The sequence below is a fragment of the Streptomyces sp. NPDC058371 genome, assembly GCF_042723265.1.
Taxonomy (GTDB): Bacteria; Actinomycetota; Actinomycetes; order Streptomycetales; family Streptomycetaceae; genus Streptomyces.
This window is the reverse complement of the sequence record NZ_JBHXJC010000012.1, coordinates 241,404-263,077: the sequence shown is the minus strand read 5'-3', so window position 1 is coordinate 263,077 and position 21,674 is coordinate 241,404. Positions and strand designations below refer to the sequence as shown.

18 protein-coding genes are annotated in these 21,674 nt (G+C 71.6%); 7 read left to right on the top strand and 11 right to left on the bottom strand.

Translation table 11 applies throughout. The features are described 5' to 3' along the window. Positions 1-308: 308 nt before the first annotated feature. The 5 genes from ACFWM2_RS29985 to ACFWM2_RS29965 form a co-directional block, all read right to left on the bottom strand. On the bottom strand, positions 309-1,385 hold the full coding sequence (locus ACFWM2_RS29985; RefSeq protein ID WP_383286426.1) for an aspartate-semialdehyde dehydrogenase: 1,077 nt from the start codon (positions 1,383-1,385) through the stop codon (positions 309-311). Then, on the bottom strand, positions 1,385-2,659 hold the full coding sequence (locus ACFWM2_RS29980) for an aspartate kinase (RefSeq protein ID WP_383286424.1): 1,275 nt from the start codon (positions 2,657-2,659) through the stop codon (positions 1,385-1,387). The genes ACFWM2_RS29985 and ACFWM2_RS29980 overlap by 1 nt, the downstream gene beginning before the upstream one ends. A gap of 274 nt (positions 2,660-2,933) precedes the next feature. Then, positions 2,934-3,593: a DUF5063 domain-containing protein gene (locus ACFWM2_RS29975; protein WP_383286422.1), complete on the bottom strand. Its 660-nt coding sequence runs from the start codon at positions 3,591-3,593 to the stop codon at positions 2,934-2,936. Next, positions 3,586-4,185 carry a recombination mediator RecR gene (gene recR, locus ACFWM2_RS29970; RefSeq protein ID WP_383286421.1) on the bottom strand — a complete coding sequence of 200 codons (600 nt, stop codon included), beginning with the start codon at positions 4,183-4,185 and terminating at the stop codon, positions 3,586-3,588. The genes ACFWM2_RS29975 and recR overlap by 8 nt, the downstream gene beginning before the upstream one ends. 150 nt (positions 4,186-4,335) lie before the next feature. Further along, positions 4,336-4,680: a YbaB/EbfC family nucleoid-associated protein gene (locus ACFWM2_RS29965; protein WP_383286487.1), complete on the bottom strand. Its 345-nt coding sequence runs from the start codon at positions 4,678-4,680 to the stop codon at positions 4,336-4,338. Between the two features lie 278 nt (positions 4,681-4,958). Here ACFWM2_RS29965 and ACFWM2_RS29960 point away from each other — a divergent pair, with 278 nt between their 5' ends. Continuing rightward, positions 4,959-5,699: an SLATT domain-containing protein gene (locus ACFWM2_RS29960; protein WP_383286419.1), complete on the top strand. Its 741-nt coding sequence runs from the start codon at positions 4,959-4,961 to the stop codon at positions 5,697-5,699. 28 nt (positions 5,700-5,727) lie between these two features. Here ACFWM2_RS29960 and ACFWM2_RS29955 read toward each other — a convergent pair whose 3' ends face one another. The 4 genes from ACFWM2_RS29955 to ACFWM2_RS29940 form a co-directional block, all read right to left on the bottom strand. Continuing rightward, positions 5,728-7,128 (bottom strand): M20/M25/M40 family metallo-hydrolase, encoded by a 1,401-nt coding sequence (locus ACFWM2_RS29955; RefSeq protein ID WP_383286417.1) that lies wholly within the window; start codon positions 7,126-7,128, stop codon positions 5,728-5,730. A gap of 167 nt (positions 7,129-7,295) precedes the next feature. After that, positions 7,296-9,299 (bottom strand): serine/threonine-protein kinase, encoded by a 2,004-nt coding sequence (locus tag ACFWM2_RS29950; RefSeq protein WP_383286415.1) that lies wholly within the window; start codon positions 9,297-9,299, stop codon positions 7,296-7,298. A 79-nt stretch (positions 9,300-9,378) separates the two neighbouring features. Further along, a complete protein-coding gene (locus tag ACFWM2_RS29945) occupies positions 9,379-9,858 on the bottom strand; it encodes a MarR family winged helix-turn-helix transcriptional regulator (RefSeq protein ID WP_383286413.1) in 480 nt (159 codons plus the stop codon). Continuing rightward, positions 9,855-10,457, bottom strand: coding sequence for a type 1 glutamine amidotransferase family protein (locus tag ACFWM2_RS29940; RefSeq protein ID WP_383286411.1), 603 nt, complete (start codon positions 10,455-10,457; stop codon positions 9,855-9,857). The genes ACFWM2_RS29945 and ACFWM2_RS29940 overlap by 4 nt, the downstream gene beginning before the upstream one ends. Before the next feature lie 195 nt (positions 10,458-10,652). Here ACFWM2_RS29940 and ACFWM2_RS29935 point away from each other — a divergent pair, with 195 nt between their 5' ends. From ACFWM2_RS29935 to ACFWM2_RS29920, 4 genes are all read left to right on the top strand, one after another. Next, the gene (locus tag ACFWM2_RS29935) at positions 10,653-12,008 is read left to right on the top strand and encodes an aspartate aminotransferase family protein (protein WP_383286409.1); all 1,356 of its coding nucleotides are present in this window, start codon (positions 10,653-10,655) and stop codon (positions 12,006-12,008) included. Positions 12,009-12,169: 161 nt separating this feature from the next. Further along, positions 12,170-12,865: a GntR family transcriptional regulator gene (locus tag ACFWM2_RS29930; protein ID WP_383286485.1), complete on the top strand. Its 696-nt coding sequence runs from the start codon at positions 12,170-12,172 to the stop codon at positions 12,863-12,865. Then, entirely contained in the window at positions 12,862-15,336 is a 2,475-nt protein-coding gene (locus ACFWM2_RS29925) for a dolichyl-phosphate beta-glucosyltransferase (RefSeq protein WP_383286407.1), read from the top strand. Before ACFWM2_RS29930 ends, ACFWM2_RS29925 begins: the two co-directional genes overlap by 4 nt. 253 nt (positions 15,337-15,589) lie before the next feature. Then, the gene (locus ACFWM2_RS29920; protein ID WP_383286405.1) at positions 15,590-16,240 is read left to right on the top strand and encodes a hypothetical protein; all 651 of its coding nucleotides are present in this window, start codon (positions 15,590-15,592) and stop codon (positions 16,238-16,240) included. 18 nt (positions 16,241-16,258) lie between these two features. Here the strand turns inward: ACFWM2_RS29920 and ACFWM2_RS29915 are convergent, their stop codons facing one another. Then, positions 16,259-16,549: a hypothetical protein gene (locus tag ACFWM2_RS29915; protein WP_383286403.1), complete on the bottom strand. Its 291-nt coding sequence runs from the start codon at positions 16,547-16,549 to the stop codon at positions 16,259-16,261. Between the two features lie 140 nt (positions 16,550-16,689). Here ACFWM2_RS29915 and ACFWM2_RS29910 point away from each other — a divergent pair, with 140 nt between their 5' ends. Continuing rightward, positions 16,690-19,095, top strand: coding sequence for a SpoIIE family protein phosphatase (locus ACFWM2_RS29910; RefSeq protein ID WP_383286401.1), 2,406 nt, complete (start codon positions 16,690-16,692; stop codon positions 19,093-19,095). A 145-nt stretch (positions 19,096-19,240) separates the two neighbouring features. On the opposite strand, the gene ACFWM2_RS29905 is transcribed toward ACFWM2_RS29910, so the two are convergent. After that, positions 19,241-20,524 (bottom strand): adenylosuccinate synthase, encoded by a 1,284-nt coding sequence (locus ACFWM2_RS29905; protein ID WP_383286399.1) that lies wholly within the window; start codon positions 20,522-20,524, stop codon positions 19,241-19,243. 192 nt (positions 20,525-20,716) lie between these two features. Here ACFWM2_RS29905 and ACFWM2_RS29900 point away from each other — a divergent pair, with 192 nt between their 5' ends. Then, a complete protein-coding gene (locus ACFWM2_RS29900; RefSeq protein ID WP_383286397.1) occupies positions 20,717-21,562 on the top strand; it encodes a diacylglycerol kinase in 846 nt (281 codons plus the stop codon). Positions 21,563-21,674: the final 112 nt, after the last annotated feature.

Sequence of the window (21,674 nt, the reverse complement as noted above, 5' to 3'; positions counted from 1 at the left end):
GAAGGGCGACCGCAAAGACGCTCCCCGCCCTCCGCGCGGTTGCGGAGAACGGGGAGGGAAATCTTCGAACGTCACGAGGGTCCGATTCAAGTGGTCCGGACCATTAACCGGCTCACAGAACTGAAACAGATCCTACAAACGAATCGGCCGGCGGCCAGTGAGATTCCGGCCGCCTGACCCCGGCAGCGCAGAACCTGCGTTCCTGCGCGCGCAGCACGCCGAACCGGCACCCACCCCGAGCAGGGCCCTGAACCCGTCTCGGCCGTCCCCCGTCGAACATCCCCCGTCACCCGTCCCCGTCGAAGAACCTACGCCGCCGCGATCTCCGCAGCGACCAGTTCCGCGATCTGCGCGGTGTTCAGTGCAGCACCCTTGCGCAGGTTGTCCCCGCAGACAAACAGTTCCAGCGCCGTGGAATCGTCGAGAGCCCGGCGCACCCGCCCCACCCAGGTCGGGTCGGTGCCCACCACATCGGCGGGCGTCGGGAACTCACCGGCGGCCGGGTTGTCGAAGAGGACGACCCCGGGCGCGGTGGCGAGGATCTCGCGCGCCTTGCCGACCGTGACCTCGCTCTCGAAGCGGGCGTGGACGGTCAGCGAGTGCGTGGTCACCACCGGAACGCGGACGCAGGTCACGGCGACCTTCAGCGTCGGCAGCCCGAGAATCTTGCGGGTCTCGTTGCGGACCTTCATCTCCTCCGAGGACCAGCCGTCGTCCATCAGGGATCCGGCCCAGGGCACCACGTTGAGCGCCACCGGCTCCGGGAACGGCCCGGTGTTGTCCCCCACCGCCCGGCGTACGTCACCGGGCTTGGTCCCCAGATCCGTACCGGCGACGAGGACGAGCTGCTGCCGGAGCGTCTCGACTCCGGCGAGGCCGGCCCCGCTCACCGCCTGATAGCTGGAGGCCACCAGCTCGCGCAGCCCGAACTCGGCGTGCAGCGCGCCCAGGGCGACGATCATCGAGAGGGTCGTGCAGTTCGGGTTGGAGATGATCCCGCGCGGCCGCAGCCGGACCGCGTGCGGATTGACCTCGGGCACGACGAGGGGCACGTCCGGATCCATCCGGAACGCGCCGGAGTTGTCGACCACGACCACGCCCTTGGCCGCGGCGAGCGGCGCCCACTGGGCCGCCACCTCGTCGGGTACGTCGAACATGGCGACGTCCACCCCGTCGAAGGCGGCCTCCGTGAGGGCCACGACCTCGACCTCCTCGCCGCGCACGGCCAGCTTGCGGCCGGCCGAGCGCGGCGAGGCGATCAGACGGATCTCGCCCCAGATGTCCGCGTGCTGGGACAGGATCTGGAGCATGACGGTGCCGACGGCGCCGGTCGCACCCACGACCGCGAGCGTCGGCCGCCCGCTCCGCGACCCTGACGGGGACATCAGCGGCCCGTGCCTCCGTAGACGACGGCCTCGTCGCTGTCGGAGTCGAGCCCGAAGGCGCTGTGCACGGCGCGCACGGCCTCGTTCACGTCGTCGGCACGGGTGACCACGGAGATACGGATCTCGGACGTCGAGATCAGCTCGATGTTCACGCCGGCGTCGCTGAGCGCCTCGAAGAAGCCGGCCGTGACGCCGGGGTTGGTCTTCATACCCGCGCCGACCAGGGAGATCTTGCCGATCTGGTCGTCGTAGCGCAGCGAGTCGAAGCCCACCGCGCTCTTGGCCTTCTCCAGGGCGTCGATGGCCTTGCGGCCCTCGGTCTTGGGGAGGGTGAAGGAGATGTCCGTCAGACCGGTGGAGGCGGCGGACACGTTCTGCACGATCATGTCGATGTTGATCTCGGCATCGGCGATGGCGCGGAAGATGACGGCGGCCTCGCCCGGCTTGTCCGGGACGCCGACGACCGTGACCTTGGCCTCGGAGGTGTCGTGAGCGACACCGGAGATGATGGCCTGCTCCACCTTCTGGTCCCCTTGCTTCGGCTCGTTGCTGACCCAGGTGCCCTGCAGCCCGCTGAAGGACGAGCGCACGTGGATCGGGATGTTGTAGCGGCGGGCGTACTCCACACAGCGGTGGAGCAGCACCTTGGAGCCGGAGGCGGCGAGCTCCAGCATGTCCTCGAAGGCGATCCAGTCGATCTTCTTCGCCTTCTTCACCACCCGCGGGTCGGCGGTGAACACGCCGTCCACGTCGGTGTAGATCTCGCAGACCTCGGCGTCCAGCGCCGCGGCCAGCGCGACGGCGGTCGTGTCGGAGCCGCCGCGCCCGAGGGTGGTGATGTCCTTCTTGTCCTGCGAGACGCCCTGGAACCCGGCGACGATGGCGATGTTGCCCTCGTCGAGCGCCGTCCGGATGCGGCCCGGCGTGACGTCGATGATCCGCGCTTTGTTGTGGACCGAGTCGGTGATGACACCCGCCTGGCTGCCGGTGAACGACTGGGCGCTGTGGCCCAGGTTCTTGATCGCCATCGCCAGCAGGGCCATGGAGATCCGCTCTCCCGCGGTCAGCAGCATGTCGAATTCTCGTCCGCTCGGCATCGGAGATACCTGCTCGGCGAGATCGATCAGCTCGTCCGTCGTGTCGCCCATCGCGGAAACGACCACGACCACCTGGTGGCCGTTCTTCTTCGCTTCCACGATTCGCTTGGCGACGCGCTTGATGCCCTCGGCATCGGCTACGGAGGAGCCTCCGTACTTCTGCACGACAAGGCCCACGTGCGCTCCTCGCTCAATCCGTCTCTGCACCGCACAACTGCGGTCGGCTCAGTCTAACGAGCGGCCGGAATTCCCTTCCGGGGTATCGCATGGTGAGATGTCCCGCTCACCACATGATCACCCGGGACGTCAGGTCAGCCGGGCCCTCCGGCCGCTCCAGGACGGCACCTGCCCAGCCGGCCGGAATGCAGTCCGGGGAGTGGCACTGCTCACACCGGGCGCGTCGGCGGAGCGGGCTGCGGGGCGGCGCGGGCCGGCCGCCCCGAGCGTCAGGTCACTTGACCTCGCGCAGGCCCAGCGGGCCTCCGATCTCCTCCACCATGACCCGGCCCGCCTCCTCGGCGAGGGCCTCCTCGCTGAGGTCCTGGTCGGTGTCGAGGCCGTCCAGCTCCTGCAGGGGCTGGTTCAGCCGGACGTGGGCGACCAGCGACTGGAGGGCGCGCAGGGTGGCCGAGGCGGTGGAGCCCCAGTTGGAGAAGTAGGAGAACTGCCACCACCACATGGCCTCCGTGGTGCGGCCCGCCCGGTAGTGGGCCATGCCGTGGCGCAGGTCGGCGAGGACGTCGGCCAGGTCGTCGGAGATCCGGGCCGGGACCGGTGCCTTGCGGGGCTCGTACGGGTCGAAGACCTCGGAGTAGACGTCGATCGGGTCGAGCATGGCCGCGAGGCGCTCGCGGATGTCGTCCACGTCCGGCTCCGGGCCGAGATCCGGCTCGTAGCGCTCGTCCGGGACGATGTCCTCGTGCGCGCCGAGACGGCCGCCGGCCAGCAGGAGCTGGGAGACCTCCAGGAGGAGGAAGGGCACGGCGGAGTCGGGCTCGTCGCCCTTGGCGATCTCGGTGACCGCGACGAGGAAGCTCTCGACCTGGTCCGCGATCTGGACCGCGAAGTCGTCGGGGTCGTGACCGGTCGCGTGCAGCGTGGCGTCAGACATCTAGGAGTCGTCTCCCCTCGAAGGCGCGGCCGAGCGTGACCTCGTCCGCGTATTCCAGGTCGCCACCCACAGGGAGGCCGCTGGCCAGGCGGGTGACCTTGAGGCCCATGGGCTTGATCATGCGGGCGAGGTACGTGGCCGTGGCCTCGCCCTCCAGGTTCGGGTCCGTGGCGAGGATCAGCTCCGTGACCACACCGTCGGCCAAGCGGGCCAGCAGTTCCCTTATGCGCAGGTCGTCGGGGCCGACACCCTCGATCGGGCTGATCGCTCCGCCGAGGACGTGGTACTTGCCCCGGAACTCGCGGGTGCGCTCCACCGCCACGACGTCCTTCGACTCCTCGACCACGCAGATCACCGACAGGTCGCGGCGCGGGTCGCGGCAGATGTTGCACAGCTCCTCCTGCGCGACGTTCCCGCAGGTCGCGCAGAAGCGGACCTTCGCCTTGGCCTCCATCAGGCAGTGCGCGAGGCGGCGGACGTCCGTCGGCTCGGCCTGCAGGATGTGGAAGGCGATCCGTTGCGCGCTCTTGGGACCGACGCCGGGCAGCCGTCCCAGCTCGTCGATGAGGTCCTGAACCACGCCTTCGTACAACGGACTGCCTTTCCTGTACTTCGTGCCGCGTCGGTTCGCTTCGCTTCGTCAGTACCTATCAGTGTCTTGGTACGTACGGTAGTTGGCCGCCGTCGGTCTCCGAAAGGCGCACCGGGTTCCCGCGCGGCGAGCCGGGCCCCGGGCCGGGTCTCAGAACGGCAGACCGGGGATGCCGCTGCCGCCGCCGAGACCCTGGGTGAGCGGGCCGAGCTTCTGCTGCTGGAGTGCCTGGGCGTTCTCGTTGGCCGCCTGGACGGCCGCGACGACGAGGTCCGCGAGGGTCTCCGTGTCCTCGGGGTCCACGGCCTTCGGGTCGATCTTCAGCGCGCGGAGCTCGCCGGAGCCCGTCACGGTCGCCTTCACCAGACCGCCGCCCGCCTGGCCTTCGACCTCGGTGCGCGCCAGTTCCTCCTGGGCGTTCGCGAGGTCCTGCTGCATCTTCTGGGCCTGCTGGAGCAGCTGCTGCATGTTGGGCTGGCCACCACCGGGAATCACGATCAGCTCCTGGTTTCGTACGGCTGTGTGGACGGGGGTTTCTCGTCCAGGCACGAGCCTACGTGGTCAGGGGGCCGATCGCTCCAGCACTCTTTCGGGTGAGCCGGCGCGGAAGCCTATACCTGATCAAGACCCCCTTCCGGGCGGAAAAGCCTTGAAACCAGGGCCATCGCCACCCATTGGGCGGTAGGAAGGGTGCGGCGCTTCAGCACCAGGCGTCACGCAGTCTTGTGGCGTCCGTGCAGCCGTCACGCAACGTCATCAGTAGGGAGTGCCGGGTGAGCCAGCCGGAGATGCAGCCCGAGGGGCCGCCCCAGGACGAGCGGGGCGAGGGCGCCGCGGGGCCCCGGCCGGGCGACCTCTGCGGCCGGCCCTTCCCGCTCGGCGACTGGGGCGAGCCCGCCGAGCGGCTCCACGAGCTGTACCGGTGGGTGGAGCGGGGGGCGCTGGACACGGCGTGCTGGTATCTCACGGACCGGCTGTGGAAGCGGCGCGGGGCGCGGGTGCTGCGGTCCGGGGCGGCGGCCGGGGCGGTCGCCGGGGCGGCGCTGCCGCTGCTCGACCTCACGGGCGTGGTGAGCGGGGTGGCCCCCTGGGGCTATCTGGCTCTGCTGCTCGGGGTCGCCTGTGTGGCCGGTGACCGGTTCTTCGGGGTCACCTCCGGCTGGATAAGGGATGTGGCCACCGCTCAGGCCGTGCTGCGCCGGCTTCAGGTGCTCCAGTTCGACTGGGCCTCCGAGAGCGTGCGGGAGGTGCTCGGGCCGACCGAGGGGACGGCCGGGGAGGCCGCCGAGCGGTGTCTCGGGGTGCTGCGTCGCTTCTCCGAGGACGTGACCGAACTGGTCCGCGCGGAGACCGCCGACTGGATGGTGGAGTTCCGGACGGGACCGGCCCCGCTGGGCATCCAGGCGTCCGTGCCCGGCACCGCCCGCCAGGAGGGCACCCCGCCGGGCCGCTTCCCGCTGCCCCCCAGCGCCCGCCCGAACATGCCCCGCCAGCGCCCGCCGGAGCCGCGCTGAGCGGTGTGCCCCCGCTCGGGCCCCCGGGTCAGGCGGACGGGTCCGGGAAGGCCGCCGGGCTCCGCAGGCCGGAGCGGCCCACCGCGCGTACGCCGAAGAAGACGTTGTCCTTGGAGAGGTCGACCTCGTGTGCCGTGGTGTCGCCCACGGGGATCACGTGGGTCCACTCGGAGGCCGTCGTCTCGCGCCAGAGGACCTCGTAGCCGGCGAGGTCCGGCTCGGGGCCGCGGGTCCAGGTCAGCTGGGTGGAGTTGGTGAGGGCGGACGTCAGGATCTTCGCGCCGCGGGGGGTGCCCGGGGCCTGGGCCAGGGTCCACAGGGCCGCCGCGTTGACCTTCGCGACCCGCTCGACGTACCCGAAGTCGCAGAACTCCGGCAGGTCCCCGTACTGCGTGCCGTCCGCGTCGACGCGGACGTCCTGGTGCTGGTGGGCGAAGTCCTCGGCCGGCTCGGTGAAGCGGGCGGCCGGGTAGGCGCGTTCGAGGAACGGGATGTGGTCGCCGCCCCGGCGGTAGCGGTCGCGGCGGTGCACGACACGGATGTGCAGGCCCGTGGCGTCGTTGTCGGCGACGTCACGGACGAAGCGGGCCAGCTGGCGGGCCGGCGAGTCGTTCTCACCGCCCACCGAACGGCGGGTCGCGGCCTGTTCCGGGGTCTCGGAGCTCGGCACGCCCTCGGCGAACAGCCGGATCGTGTACGGGTCCCGGGTGCCGTCGTCCGCCGTGGAGCTGCCGACGATGTCGTTGGTGAACATGCCCTGGACGTCGGCACCGGCGGACTTGAAGAGCTCCGCCATGTGCGTGGCGCCGCACAGGCCCTGCTCCTCGCCCGCGACCGCCGCGAAGACGATCGTCGAGGCCGGGCGGCGGCGCGCCATCACCCTGGCCAGTTCGAGGGCGACCGCCACGCCCGACGCATCGTCGTCGGCGCCCGGCGCGTCCGAGGTGGCGTCCATGACGTCGGTGACCCGTGAGTCGTAGTGGCCGGAGACCACGTAGACCCGCTCCGGTGTGACGGCGCCCCGCAGGGTCGCGACCACGTTGGTGATGCGGGTCGCGGTCGGGATGCGGGAGGCCGGCTCCTGGACGTACGACTGGAGCTGCACGGTCATCCGGCCGGCCGACGCGGCGGCGTACGAGCGCAGTTCGGCCGCGATCCAGTCGCGCGCCGCGCCGATTCCGCGCACCGGGTCGTCCTGGCTGGAGAGGGTGTGCCGGGTGCCGAAGGAGACCAGCTTGCGGACGGTCGCCTCGATGCGGTCGCGGTCGATCTCCCGGAGCAGCGAACGGAGTTCGCGGGTGGGGGGCTGGGCCGTCGCGGGCGGGCGGGTGCCGCCGCCCGCCGCCGCCGCGGGAGCACTCGCCCCCAGGGCCGTCGCTCCCGCTCCGGCCACCGTCGCGGTCAGGACCGATCTCCTGCTGGGACGCATGTGTCCTCCCGGGACGGACGCGAACCGTTGGAACGGGACCCTGCCATGGTTGTGTACGCGACAAGCGGGGGCAAGGGGGCCCCGGGGAAGTGGCCGGCGGACGCGGTCCGGACACGACCGCCGGCGTTCAACAGCCGGGCAGCGCAAGGCCGTTCGGGCCGTCGACGTCAGTCGCCCTTCGTGAACGTCAGGGCCTCGCCCGAGCTCGTGTTCACGCGGCGCAGCCGGCCGTCCGAGAGGAGGGTGACCTCGGTGGCTCCGCCCGGGGAGCAGGAGGCGGCCGGTTCGCCGACGACCACCTTGGACGGGCCGATCTTCAGCGGACCGCCGCCGGTGGGCGTCTCGGTCAGCTCGGCGCGGAACACGCAGTGGTACGTGCTGCTGCCCGACGGGCCGTCCGCGGTGAGCGAGAGGACCGTGTCACCGGCCTTGCCCTGCTGGATGACCAGGCGCCGGGGGTTGTGCCCGGTCGCGTTGTCGATGCTGGTGGTCCAGGTGCCGAGGTAGCCGTCGGGGACTGCGCCGTCCTTGGGCGGCTGGGTGGTGGCCGACGAGGACGCGGGGGGCGAGGGCTGCGAGGTGTCCGGGCCCGGTGTCGTGGGCGCGTGGGAGCCCTGGGCCGCCTTGTCATCGTTGCTGTCGCCGCTGCCGTTCTTCATCAGCGCGTACACCGAGCCGCCCGCGCCGAGCGCGACGACCAGGGCGACCGCGATCAGCGCCGCCGTGGAGCGGCCGCTCCTTCGCGAGGCGTCCGGTGACTGCGGTGCGACGCCCGGGCCGTAGGGAGGCGTGGGGCCCGGACCGTAGGGAGGTGTCGCCGCGGGTCCGTACGGCGGCGTCGGACCGGGCCCGTACTGCGGGCCGTAGCCGACTGCCGGGCCGGGGCCCCAGCCGTTCTGCGGATACCCGTAAGCCGAGGCCCCCGGATGCGGTGGCTGCTGGGGGTGCTGCTGGGGATAGCCGTAGGCGGGGTGTCCGGTGCCGGGCGGAGCGGCCGGCGGGGCGGTCTGGCCCGGGCCGCTGACCATCGTGGGGAGGTGACCCAGCGGGGCGGGCTGTCCCGGCGGAGGCGGGGTGGGCTCGGCGGGGGCGGCGGCGAGTCCGGGGGCCGCCTCCGGGGCGGGGGACTTGGCCAGGTCGGCGGCGCCCGCGGCCGCCGCGGAGTCCGGCGCGTCCGCACCGGCGGCCGGCGCGCCAGCGGGCAGCTCCCGCGGCGACCCCTCCGCGGCGCCGGCCGGATTCCCCGCCTCGTCCGGGTTCTCCGTCTCCAGCAACTGCACGGCGTGCCGCCCGAGTTGGGCCACCAGGCCGCCCGGCAGCCAGGGGTCGCGCGCCCGCCCGTCGGAGACCGTGTCCTCCGCCCCCGTACGCTCCAGGATCTGTTCCAGGGAGGGCCGGGCGGCGGGGTCCTTGCGCAGGCAGTCGCGCACCAGGTCCGAGAGGGACTCGGGCACGCCCGCCAGGTCCGGCTCCTCCTGCGCGATACGGAACATCAGCGCGTGCACCCCGCTGTCGGAGCTCCCGAAGGGCAGGGCGCCGGTGGCGGCGTACGCGAGCACCGAGCCGAGGCAGAAGATGTCGCAGGCCGGGGTGATGCGGTCCCCGCGGACCTGCTCGGGTGCCATGAACCCCGGTGAGCCGACGAGCGCGCCGGTGCGGGTGAGCCCGCCGTCGGTGACGGTCTCCAGGGCCCGCGCGATCCCGAAGTCGATGACGCGCGGCCCGTCGATGGTGACCAGCACGTTCGAGGGCTTGAGGTCCCGGTGGATGAGTTCGGCGGCGTGAATGTCCTGCAGGGCGTGCGCGAGCCCGGCGGCAAGGATCCGCACCGAGCGTTCGGGCAGCGGACCGTGGTCGTGCCCGACGACGGTCTGCAGGCTCGGTCCGGCGACATAACCCGTGGCGACCCACGGAATGGCCGCTTCCGTGTCCGCGTCGAGCACGGGGGCCGTCCAGTACCCGCCGACCCGCCGCGCGGCCTGCACCTCCTGGCGGAAGCGGGCCCGGAACTCCTCCTGCTCCGCGAGTTCCTGGCGTACGAGCTTCACGGCGACGGTACGACCCCGGCCGGACCGGGCCAGATAGACCTGGCCCATCCCGCCGGCACCGAGCCGCGCCAGCAGCCGGTAGCCCCCGATCTGCTGCGGCTCCCCAGCCCCCAGCTTCTCCATCGCTGCGCCACCTTCCCCCGTATGTGAGCAACAGACCGAGGATAGTGCGACGGTCCGGGGAGGTGGGGCGGGGCGGTGTCTACGGTTCCGTAACAGCGGCCGCCGGCCGCGTGCTCGGTGTCCCGATCTCGTCGAGCGCCACCGACAGCCGTTCCAGGACGCGTACGGTCTCGGCGAGCCCGGCGTCACCGAGCGCGGCGGCGAGACGGTCGGCGAAGGCGGCGTGCGCGGGGCCGATCGTGGAGACGGCGGCGCGGCCCGCCTCGGTCGGGGTGAGCAGTTTGGCCCGGCGGTGGGCGGGGTTGGGGGCGTACTCGGCCAGTCCGCGCTCGACCAGCAGGTCGGCGATCCGCTGCACGCTCTGCCGCGTGATGCCCATGACCCGGGCGATCCCGGCGACCGGCAGCGGCTCCCGCAGCACCGCGCCGAGTACCTGCCACCAGGCGGCGGTGAGTCCGGCGGGGCGGGCCAGCTCCTCGGCCACGGCGAGGAACTGGCCGTTCAGCCGGAAGACGCCGAGGGCGCCGCGGCTGAACAGGTCCTGGCGCTCACGGCTCACTGCTGGGCCTTCGCGAGCACGGCGTACGCCTCCGCGTCGGAGTCGTGGAACAGCCGGTACCAGGCGTCCAGCACCTCGCCCTCGTACACCCCGAGCAGGCCGAAGACCTCGCGCGCGAAGGCGACCGGCTCGGTGGGCCCCGCGGTGATCAGGTTCCCGTCGGTGACGGCGTCGGCCTCGACATAGCGCTCGCCGCCGCCGTAGCCGGTGGCCGCGAGGTAGAAGGAGACGGCGCTGGTGTGGTCCCGGTCGTCGAGCAGGCCCTCGCGGGCGAGCCCGGCGGTGGCTCCGCAGATGGCGGCGACGGGGACGCCCGCGTCGAGGAACGCGCGGGCCGTGCGGGCGAAGGGCGCGAGGTCGTCGCCCGTGTCCCAGAGGTCGCCGCCGGTGAGGATCAGCAGGGAGCTGTCCTCGGGGTGGATCTCGTCGAGGGCGAGATCGGGCTGGATGCGCAGTCCGCCGATGGTCGTGACCGGTTCGCGGGTCGGCCCGACGGTCCGGATGTCGTACCCGGCGCGGGCCAGATAGCCGGCCGTGTGGCCGGTCTCCCAGTCGGCGAAGGTGTCGTACACGGCGAGATGCACGGGCTTGCGGCTCATGATTCCTCCTCGGGTACAGCACGAAGCCTATGTAAGCATCCTGTCAATTCGACAGCTTGCTGTCAATGGATGGCGCGAAGCCCGGGGCCCGTTCCGCCCGGTGCGCGGCAAGCCCGACAGACTGTCGCGGAAAGCCCCGGACCGCAGACAGGACGCCGATGTCGCGTCCGTACCGTGGACATTTACGCTCGCCGCATGACCCCTCAGCCCAACCCCCAGGCCGGCGCCGCCGTGAAGGCCGCGGACCGTGCGCACGTGTTCCACTCCTGGTCCGCACAGGAGCTCATCGACCCGCTCGCCGTCGCCGGCGCCGAGGGCTCGTACTTCTGGGACTACGACGGAACGCGGTATCTGGACTTCACCAGCGGGCTCGTCTTCACCAACATCGGCTATCAGCACCCGAAGGTCGTCGCCGCGATTCAGGAGCAGGCCGCAACCCTCTCCACCTTCGCGCCCGCCTTCGCCGTCGAGGCGCGCTCGGAGGCGGCCCGGCTGATCGCCGAGCGGACCCCGGGCGATCTCGACAAGATCTTCTTCACCAACGGCGGGGCCGAGGCCGTCGAGAACGCCACCCGCATGGCCCGGCTGCACACCGGACGTCCGAAGGTGCTCTCCGCCTACCGCTCGTACCACGGCGCCACCTCCGCCGCGATCAACCTCACCGGCGATCCGCGCCGCTGGGCCAACGACAGCGGCGCCGCCGGCGTCGTCCACTTCTGGTCGCCCTTCCTCTACCGCTCCCCCTTCCACTCGGAGAGCGAGGCGCAGGAGTGCGAGCGGGCGCTCCAGCACCTGGCCGACACCATCGCCTTCGAGGGGCCCCAGACCATCGCCGCGATCATCCTGGAGACCATCCCGGGGACCGCGGGCATCATGACGCCGCCGCCCGGATACCTCGCCGGCGTCCGCGAGATCTGCGACCGGTACGGGATCGTCTTCATCCTGGACGAGGTCATGGCCGGGTTCGGGCGTTCGGGCAAGTGGTTCGCCGCCGACCACTTCGACGTGACGCCGGATCTGCTCACCTTCGCGAAGGGCGTGAACTCGGGGTACGTGCCGCTCGGGGGCGTCGCGATCTCGTCCGCCATCGCCGAGACCTTCGCCAGGCGGCCCTACCCGGGCGGGCTCACCTACTCCGGGCACCCGCTGGCCTGCGCGGCCGCCGTCGCCACCCTCACCGTGATGGAGGACGAGGACATCATCGGGCAGGCCGCCCGGACCGGCGAGAACATCATCGGACCCGGCCTGCGCGAGCTCGCCGAGCGGCACCCGAGCATCGGCGAGGTGCGCGGGACCGGCGTCTTCTGGGCGCTGGAGCTGGTGCGGAACCGCGAGACCCGGGAGCCGCTCGTGCCGTACAACGCGGCCGGTGCGGACAACGCGCCGATGGCCGCGTTCGGGGCGGCGGCGAAGGCCCACGGCCTGTGGCCCTTCATCAACATGAACCGGACCCATGTCGTGCCGCCGTGCAACATCACGGAGGCGGAGGCCAAGGAGGGACTGGCCGCCCTGGACGCGGCCCTCGCGGTCGCCGACGAGCACACCGTGTGACGGCGGGGCGTACCGGCCGAGGCCGCTCGGGGCTCCGGCGGCGGAGCCTCCGGGTTCGGGGCGAGCAGGGCCCCGCGGGAACCCCACCGCGTAAGGTGACGTGCTCGTAGATGTGGACGAGCACGACCACGTACCCGTACGCGATGGGGGAGCCAGACACCATGCCCGGCATCGGCGGCAAGGGCGCCGTTACCCGTAGCACCCTGCGGCAGCAGATCGCGGACGCGCTCCGTGACGAGGTGCTGGCCGGCCGCCTCCAGCCGGGGCAGGAGTTCACGGTCAAGGAGATCGCCGAGCAGTACGGCGTCTCCGCGACCCCCGTCCGCGAGGCCCTGGTCGACCTGTCGGCGCAGGGCCTCCTGGACGCGGTGCAGCACCGCGGCTTCCGGGTCCACGAGTACTCCGTGGAGGACTTCCGGGGCATGGTCGAGGCCCGCAGCATGATCGCGGAGGGCGTCTTCCGCCGTCTCGCCGAGGGCGCCATGAAGGACCCCGACCGGCCGTACGCGGTCACCGCCCTCGCCGGGGTGCGCCGACGCGGCGAGGAGGCCCAGCGCGCGGCCGCCGCCGGCGATCTGAACATCCTCATCGGCTACGACCTCCGCTTCTGGCGCGAGCTGAGCGCCCTCTTCGGCAACCCCTATCTGGTCGACTTCCTGCACCGCCTGCGCGTGCAGTCCTGGGTCTGCACGGTGCAGTACCTGCGCCGGGTGACCGACCTGCGGGGGCATCTGTGGGCGGGACACACGGAACTCGTGGACGCGCTGGCGCACCGCGACCCGGACATGGCCCAGGCGATCGTCGCCGCGTACAACGAACACTCCCTGGCCCTCATCGATCGGCTGGCGGCCGGATGAGCGCACCGCAGGGCACGGACGTCATAGAGGACATGCCGGCCATGGAAGTGGATCTGACGGTCGTCGTGCCCGCGTACAACGAGGAGCGGCGGCTCGGCCCGACCCTGGACGCGATCGTCGCGCACCTGAGCGAGGACGCGGGCCGTTTCGGGCAGTGGGAGCTGATCGTCGTCGACGACGGCTCCACGGACGGGACGCGGGAGGTCGTCCGGGCGGCCGCGGCCCGCGACCGCCGGGTGCAGCTCGTCACCAGCCCCCGCAACCGCGGCAAGGGCCACGCGCTGCGCCTCGGGGTCGCCGCCTCGTACGGCCGCCGGGTGCTGGTCACGGACGCCGACCTCGCGGCGCCCATCGAGGAACTGGAGCGGCTCGACAAGGCGCTCGCGGACGGACAGGCGGCGGCGATCGGCTCCCGGGCCACGCCGGGCGCGACGATAGGGACGCACCAGCACCGGCTGCGCGAACTGCTCGGCCGGGCCGGGAACTTCCTCATACGCCGGGTCGCGGTGCCCGGCATACGGGACACCCAGTGCGGCTTCAAGCTCTTCGACGGCGACCGCGCCCGCGAGGCGTTCGCCGCGTCCCGGCTCAACGGCTGGGGCATCGACGTCGAGGTACTCCAGCACTTCCGCCGCTCCGGCTGGCCGGTCGCGGAGGTCCCGGTGCGCTGGTCGCACCAGCCGGGCTCGAAGGTACGGCCCTTCGACTACGGGCGGGTCCTCACCGAACTGACCGTCCTCAAGCTCCGCGCCGCCGGCCCAGCGGACGTCCTGGCCGCCACGCTCTTCCTCCTGATGGCGGTCACCCTCTACTCGGGCCGGTGGATCGGCCCGGACAGCCGCTACCTCCCCGACTCGCTCCAGGACCAGAACCAGTGGGAGTGGTTCTTCGCGGTCACCGCCGACAGCGTCCGCCATCTGCACAACCCGCTGTTCAGCACGCTCCAGGGCTTCCCGGACGGCGTGAACCTGATGGCCAACACGGTCATGCTCGGCCTGTCCGTCCCCTTCGCGCCGGTCACCCTGCTCTTCGGTCCCGCGGTCAGCCTCACGCTGGTGATGACGCTGGGCCTCGCCGCGACGGCCGCCGCCTGGTACTGGCTGATCGTCAAACGGGTCGTACGGCAGCGGGGCGCGGCCTTCCTCGGCGCGGCACTCGCGGCCTTCGCGCCCCCGATGGTCAGCCACGCCAACGCGCACCCGAACTTCATGATCCTCTTCATGATGCCGCTGATCATCGACCGTGCGCTGCGCCTGTGTTCGGGCACGCGGGTGGTCCGCGACGGCGTCGTCCTCGGGCTGATGGCGACGTACCAGATCTTCCTCGGCGAGGAACCGCTGCTGCTCGCGTCGACGGGCATGGCGCTGTTCGCGCTCGCCTACGCGGTCGTGCGCCCGGCTGTCGCGAAGGCGTCCTGGCGGCCGCTGCTGAAGGGGATGGCGGTTGCGGCGGCCGTCTGTCTGCCGATCGTGGCCTTCCCGCTGTACTGGCAGTTCGCCGGCCCGCAGAGCTACAAGAGCGTGCTGCACGGCGACAACGCAGGCAACAGCCCGCTCGCGCTCCTCTCCTTCGCGGAGCGCTCGCTGGTCGCGGGGAATGCGGCGAACGCCAACTCGCTCTCCCTGAACCCGACCGAGCAGAACGCCTTCTACGGCTGGCCGCTGGTCGCCCTCGCCTTCACGATCGTCCTACGGCTGTGGGACCGGGCGCTCGTCAAGGCGCTCGCGTTCACCGCGGTCGCGGCCGCTCTGCTGTCCCTCGGCCCCAAGGTCCGTGTCCCGCTGACGGATGTCGTCCTGCCCGGCCCCTGGGCGGTGCTGTCCGACAAGCCCCTCTTCGAGTCGGTCATCGAGGGGCGGGTGGCGATGATCTGCGCCCCCGCACTGGGGATGCTGGTGGCGCTCGCCTTCGAACGCCTCGTCCACACGCGCAGTCTGGGCACGCAGTACCTGGGCATGGTGGCCGTCGCCGCCGCCCTGATCCCGCTCGTCCCGGCCCCGCTCAGGACCGTGGACCGCGTGGACGTCCCGGCCTTCGTCGCGGACGGGACCTGGAAGTCGTACGTCGGCAGGGGCGAGTCGGTGGTGCCGGTGCCGCTGCCCGACCCCGGCAACGCGGAGGCGCTGCACTGGCAGACGACGGCGGACCTCGCCTTCCCCCTGCCGGGCGGCTACTTCAACGGCCCCTGGGGCAAGGACCGCACCGGCATCTACGGCGCCTCACCCCGCTACACCTCCAACCTCCTGCGGGACGTCCGCTACACCGGCGTCGCCCCCGTCATCGGCAAGAACTGGCGCGCGCAGGCCCGCATGGACCTCGCGTACTGGAAGGCAGGCGTCCTCGTCCTCGCCCCCCAGCCCAACCAGGACCCGCTCCGCAAAACGGTCGACAAACTCGTCGGCCACCCCGCCACCTGGACCCACGGGGTCTGGCTCTGGAACCTGGACGGCCACGGCAACTTCACCCCGTGACCACGAGCCGCCCTCCGCCGGGAGAGGTTTTCAGCCCGTCCGGCGTTTGCGGACGAGCCCTTCGGGCGATCGGGGGTTTGGGGGCGGCGCCCCCAAGCAGGAGCAGCAACCCCGACCCGGCCCCCCGGGACAGATATGAGCCGGAGTTCCGCACCGACCCTCACCCAGGACCGCCGCGCGCATTACGCTGCCCAGACCGTCCCGCGGCGCCAGGACCCTGACCCCCGCGCCCACGAACCAGAGGAGCCGTCTGTTGGCCTGTGACCTGTGGCTGGTCCCGCTCGTCGACTTGTTGTGCCACACCCCCGACAACCCCTTCGCCGAGGAGCTCGCGCTCTACGACAAGGTGCTGGGCGAGGCCGGCCTCCCGCCGGTCCCGGTCTTCGCGTACATGCCCGGCCTGTCGGGCGAGGTCGCTCCGGTCGCCGGCTTCGACTACGACGCGCTGCACTTCCTGCGGCGCGCGTACCTGCTGCAGATGTGCGGCCTCGCGGTGACGCCGGTGGACGAACTGGGCGGTGACTACGAACAGCTCCTGGAGATGTTCGACTCCAATGCCCAGCAGTCGCACCTGGTCTGGCACTACGACCACGCGGGCGCCTATGTCCCGGTCGACTTCCCGCACCCGCTGGCCAACGACGAACTCCTCGCCGGCGGTGGGCCCCTGGGCTCCTCGCACGCCCTCCTGAGGGAGCTGGAGTTCGTCGCCCCGTCCATCGGCATCGACCCGGCGAACCCGCCCGTTCCCCCCGAACCGCCGCTCGCCCCCACCTCGTTGGAGGAGCCGGCCGCGGCCGCTCCCTACGACGCGAGCCCGTTCGCCCGCGAACGCCATGTCTGGCTCGGTCTGCACGCGGCGGCCACCCGCAGCCTCGCCCAGGGGTCGATGATCATCTTCAGCTGAGGCCGTTGGGTCGGCGTGTCAGCCGAGTTGGGAGAGCCCCTTCTGCAGGTCGTCGAGGTTCATGATCGGGAAGACCTCGACCTTGGCGTTGAGTTGGGTGAAGAAGGGTTCACCGATGGGCGGCAGCTGGGAGCTGTCCGCCATGTCGAAGACGAAGTAGCAGGTCCGGTGGCCGTCCTGGGGACCGAAGTACGCGGCCTCCGGCCTGACCTGTTCCATCGTCTCCTTGAGGAGCTGCGGCATCTTGCCGCTCTGGAGAAACTCGTTGGCCTTGTCCGTGTCCAACGTGGCTTTGAGCATGACGCGCATCGCACTCACCTTCTTCTGACCGACGCACGCACTCGTACCCGTTCAGCCTATGCCCCTTATGCACCATATGCTCACCTCCGGGGGCAGGGCCCGGCGTCGGCCGGTTGATGCGACCGACGGGTCGGCTCATTCTTGTAAACATGGCGACAATCCCGCATGACACGGGGCAAGCGGCCGCGGCCGGTGACGCCCTGGCGTTGGTCGACGCGCACGGGATCGTCACCGGGTGGAGCGAGGGGGCCGGCCTGCTCACCGGGTACACCGCACGGGAGGTGTCGGGGCGCCCGGTGTCGGCGCTGGTGGACGGCAACGCCGTCGCGGTGTGGCGGGCACTGCGGCGAGGCGGCGGCTCCGTGGTGGCCGTACGGCGGCGGGACGGACGACGGGCGGAGCTCGCGCTGCGCGTGTGCCCACTGCACGGCGCCCGCGGGCGGCGGGCGGGTTACGTGATCACCGCGGCGCCCGAGGACCGGGACCGGACCCTGGGAGAGCTGGCGTTCCGGCAGTCGCCGCTGTCCATGTCCGTCTTCGACACCGAGCAGCGGTATCTGCGGATGAACGACACCGCGTGCCGGGCCCTCGGCGTGCAGGAGGCGGAGCTCCGGGGCCGCTTCTTCCCGGCCACCGCAGAGAACGCAGAGAACGCAGACAACGCAGAGCACAGCCGCGGGTTCCTGCACCATCTGCGCAAGGTGGTCGAGACCGGCCGGCCCGTCCACTACGAGAGCTGGACCCGCGAGCCCACCGGTCTGCGCAGACACGCCTGGAACTCCGAGATGTGGCCGCTGCGGGACCCCTCCGGCCGGGTGCTCGGCGTCGCGCTCGCCGCCTTCGACAGCAGTGAGCAGCACTGGGCACGGCAGCGGCTCGCCATGCTGAACGAGGCCGCCGCCCGCATCGGCACCAAGCTGGACGTGGTCCACACCGCCCGGGAACTGGCCGAGTTGGTGGTCCCGCGCCTGGCGGACTTCGTCAGCGTGGATCTGCTGGACTCGGTGGTCCGGGGCGAGGAACCCGCCGTCGGCCCGGTGGGCGACGACGTGGAACTGCGCCGCGTGGCACACCACTCCCGTTCCGCGGGGGTACCGGAGGCGGCGATCGACCTGGGCACGGCGGACGTCTATCCGCCGTTCTCCCCGCCCTCCCGGGCGCTGGCCACCGGCCGCGCCGTGCTCACCGGCACCGGCGCCCCCGACCTCGACATCTGGCTCGCCCTGCACGGCCCCCGGTCCGCCAAACTGCGCGAGGGCGACGGCGAGCACTTCTCGATGATGGCCGTACCGCTGGTGGCGCGCGGGACGACCCTGGGAGTGGCGGTCTTCGTGCGGGCGCTGACCACGCAGAGCCCCGACCCCTTCGACCAGGACGACGTGTCACTGGCGGAGGAGCTGGCGAGCCGCGCCGCCGTCTGCGTGGACAACGCCCGCCGCTACACCCGGGAGCGCACCACCGCGCTGGCCCTGCAGCGCAGTCTGCTGCCCCAGGCGATGCAGGCACAGGCGGCCGTCGAGGTCGCCTCCCGCTATCTGCCGGCCCTGTCCCAGGCAGGGGTCGGCGGCGACTGGTTCGATGTGATCCCGCTGTCCGGGACCCGGGTGGCGCTGGTCGTCGGGGACGTCGTCGGGCACGGCATCCACGCCTCCGTCACCATGGGCCGGCTGCGTACGGCGGTGTGGACCCTGGCCGACGTGGATCTGCCGCCGGACGAACTGCTCACCCACCTCGACGACCTCGTCAGTCACCTGGCGGCCGACGAGAGCACGGTGGCCGGCGCGGTCGGCGCCACCTGTCTGTACGCGGTGTACGACCCGGTGGACCGGCGCTGCACCCTCGCCGCCGCCGGGCACCCGCCGCCCGTCGTGCTGTTCCCGGACGGGACCGTCGAGGTGATCGAGATGTCCGCGGGCCCGATGCTCGGGGTCGGCGGACTCCCCTTCGAGGCGACCGAGGTGGCCCTGCCCGAAGGCGCGGTGCTGGCCCTCTACACGGACGGTCTCGTCGAGGCCCGCGACCTCGACGTGGGCGCCGGCACCGCCATCCTGTGCGCGGCGCTCGCGGCCCCCGCCGACGACCTGGAGGACGTCTGCGACACCGTGCTCAAGGCCCTGCTGCCGGAGCGGCCCGCCGACGACGTGGCCCTGCTGCTGGCCCGCACCCGCGCCCTCGACGCCGGGCAGGTGGCCGTCTGGGACCTGCCCGCCGATCCGGCGGTGGTCGCCACCGCCCGGCAGAACGCCACCGAGCAGCTCGCCCGCTGGGGACTCGACGAGGCCGCCTTCGTCACCGAACTCGTGGTGAGCGAACTGGTCACCAACGCCATCCGCTACGGCGGCACCCCCATCCAGCTCCGGCTGATCCGTGACCGCACGCTGATCTGCGAGGTCTCCGACGCCAGCAGCACCACGCCGCACATGCGCCGGGCCCGCGCCTATGACGAGGGCGGCCGCGGTCTGCTGCTCGTCGCCCAGCTCACCGAACGCTGGGGCACCCGCCCGAACAGCGGCGGGAAGATCATCTGGGCCGAGCAGACACTGCCGGACCACTGAGAGTCGGGCACGGACGCGGGCCGCTCGACTGCGCGCCCGCTGCCGATGGGCGGCACGGGACGCACAGGGGACCGGCTCGGAACGCAAGAAGGGCGCCCGGTGGGGCGCCCTTCTTCACGGGATGAACCAGTTGATCCCGATCGTGCTAGATGAACGAGTTGATCTCGATCGTCTCGTCACGGCCCGGGCCCACGCCGATCGCGGAGATCTGGGCGCCGGACATCTCCTCCAGCGCCCTGACGTACGCCTGGGCGTTCTTCGGGAGGTCCGCGAAGGTCTTGGCCTTCGTGATGTCCTCCGACCAGCCCGGGAGGGTCTCGTAGATCGGCTTCGCGTGGTGGAAGTCGGTCTGGGAGTACGGGAGTTCCTCGACGCGCTTGCCGTCGATCTCGTACGCCACGCAGACCGGGATCTCCTCCCAGCCGGTCAGCACGTCCAGCTTGGTGAGGAAGAAGTCGGTCAGACCGTTCACCCGCGTCGCGTACCGGGCGATGACCGCGTCGAACCAGCCGCAGCGCCGGTCGCGCCCGGTGGTCACACCGCGCTCGCCGCCGATGCGGCGCAGCGCCTCGCCGTCCTCGTCGAGGAGCTCGGTCGGGAAGGGCCCGGCCCCGACACGGGTCGTGTACGCCTTCAGGATGCCGATGACCCGGCTGATCTTCGTCGGGCCCACACCGGAGCCCGTGCACGCCCCGCCCGCGGTGGGGTTGCTGGACGTGACGAAGGGATACGTACCGTGGTCGATGTCCAGGAGAGTGCCCTGGCCGCCCTCGAAGAGCACGACCTTGTCGTCGTCGAGCGCCTTGTTGAGGACGAGCACCGTGTCCGCGACGTACGGCTTGAGCCGGTCCGCGTACGTCAGCAGCTCCTCGACGACCTGGCCGGCCTCGATGGCGCGGCGGTTGAAGACCTTGGTGAGCAGCTGGTTCTTGCCGTCGAGGGCCGCTTCGACCTTCTGCGTCAGGATCGACTCGTCGTACAGGTCCTGGATGCGGATGCCGACGCGGTTGATCTTGTCCGCGTAGGTCGGACCGATACCGCGACCGGTGGTCCCGATCTTCCGCTTCCCGAGGAAGCGCTCGGTGACCTTGTCCACCGTCACGTTGTACGGCGTGATGATGTGGGCGTTACCGCTGATCAGGAGCTTGGAGGTGTCGACGCCGCGCTCGTTCAGTCCGTTCAGCTCGGAGAACAGGACCGACGGGTCGACGACGACTCCGTTTCCGATCACCGGCGTGCACTCCGGTGTGAGGATTCCGGAAGGGAGGAGGTGGAGGGCGTACTTCTGATCGCCCACGACTACTGTGTGGCCGGCGTTGTTGCCGCCTTGGTAGCGCACCACATAATCCACGGATCCACCGAGCAGGTCGGTGGCCTTTCCCTTGCCTTCGTCACCCCACTGAGCACCGAGCAGCACAAGTGCGGGCACAGGCGTACACCCCTTCCGGGCGGGGCATGTCCAAGGTCGGGGACGTACGCGGCTGACTTCGCTGTACGGCTGCGTACGCCGGCGACCATCTTTGGCCGCGACCGTCGGACCGGATGCCCCGGAATAGACGAAGCCCCTGGCGCAATAGCGCAAGGGGCTCTTGCACAAAGATGCTACCCGAGGAAGCGAGGCATGACCGAGGTGGCGGCTTCCGACCAGCTCCTGGTGGTCATCGACCCGGTCGCCCGTCGCAGCGACGGGGAGTCGGTACGGATCGCGAAAGACGTGCTCAGCGCGGGTGCGGCCACGAAAGTGTGCCTCCCTGACGGACCCGAGGAATTCGCCCGGGCACTCGTCCGACGAGGTGCCCGCCGACCCGTCCTGGTGGGCGACGACCGGGCTCTGCTGCGGGCCGTGACGCTGCTCCACCGCAGGCGGGAGCTGTCCGGGTGCGCTCTGTCACTGGTGCCGGTGGGCGGCGCGCTGTCGCTGGCCCGCGCGCTGGGGGTGCCGACGGGGGCCGTGGCGGCGGCCCGGGCGGTGCTCGACGGGGGCGTACGGCGCCTCGATCTGCTGGTGGACGACAGCGACGGGGTGGTGCTCGGCGGGCTCAGAATCCCGCCGGTACCGATATCCGTCGGCTCGTCGCCCGCCGAGGACTCGTCCGCCCATCCCTGGCTGCGGACCTACCAGTCCCTCGTCCGCACGCTGGCCGCGCGTCCGTCGCGGGTGGCGTCCGTGCCCGGCGCCGGGCCCTCCCGGCTGCGCATCGAGGTCGACGGCGTGACGCTCGTCGACCTCGACCAGCCGGTGGAGGCGGTCTCGGTGACGCCCTGCGCGGGCGGCTGCGCCGAGGTGGAGGTCCGGCCGGTGTCCGTGGGGGCGGAGGCGACCCCGCTGCGGGCCGTGGGACGCCGGATCACCGTGTCCGGCGCGGATTTCCGCTATCGCGCGGACGCCGTGATCGCCGGACCGGTGCGGACGCGGACGTGGACCGTGCGCGAGGGGGCATGGGGGCTCACGCTGCCGGGTCGCTGAGCCGGCCGTCCCCGCCTCTCCGCACCTCTCCCTGCCTCTCCCCACGCCTCCTCCAAAGGTCTATTTAGCATGCATTTAACTCCAGCCTCTGGACTCCGACGCATTTTCCCAG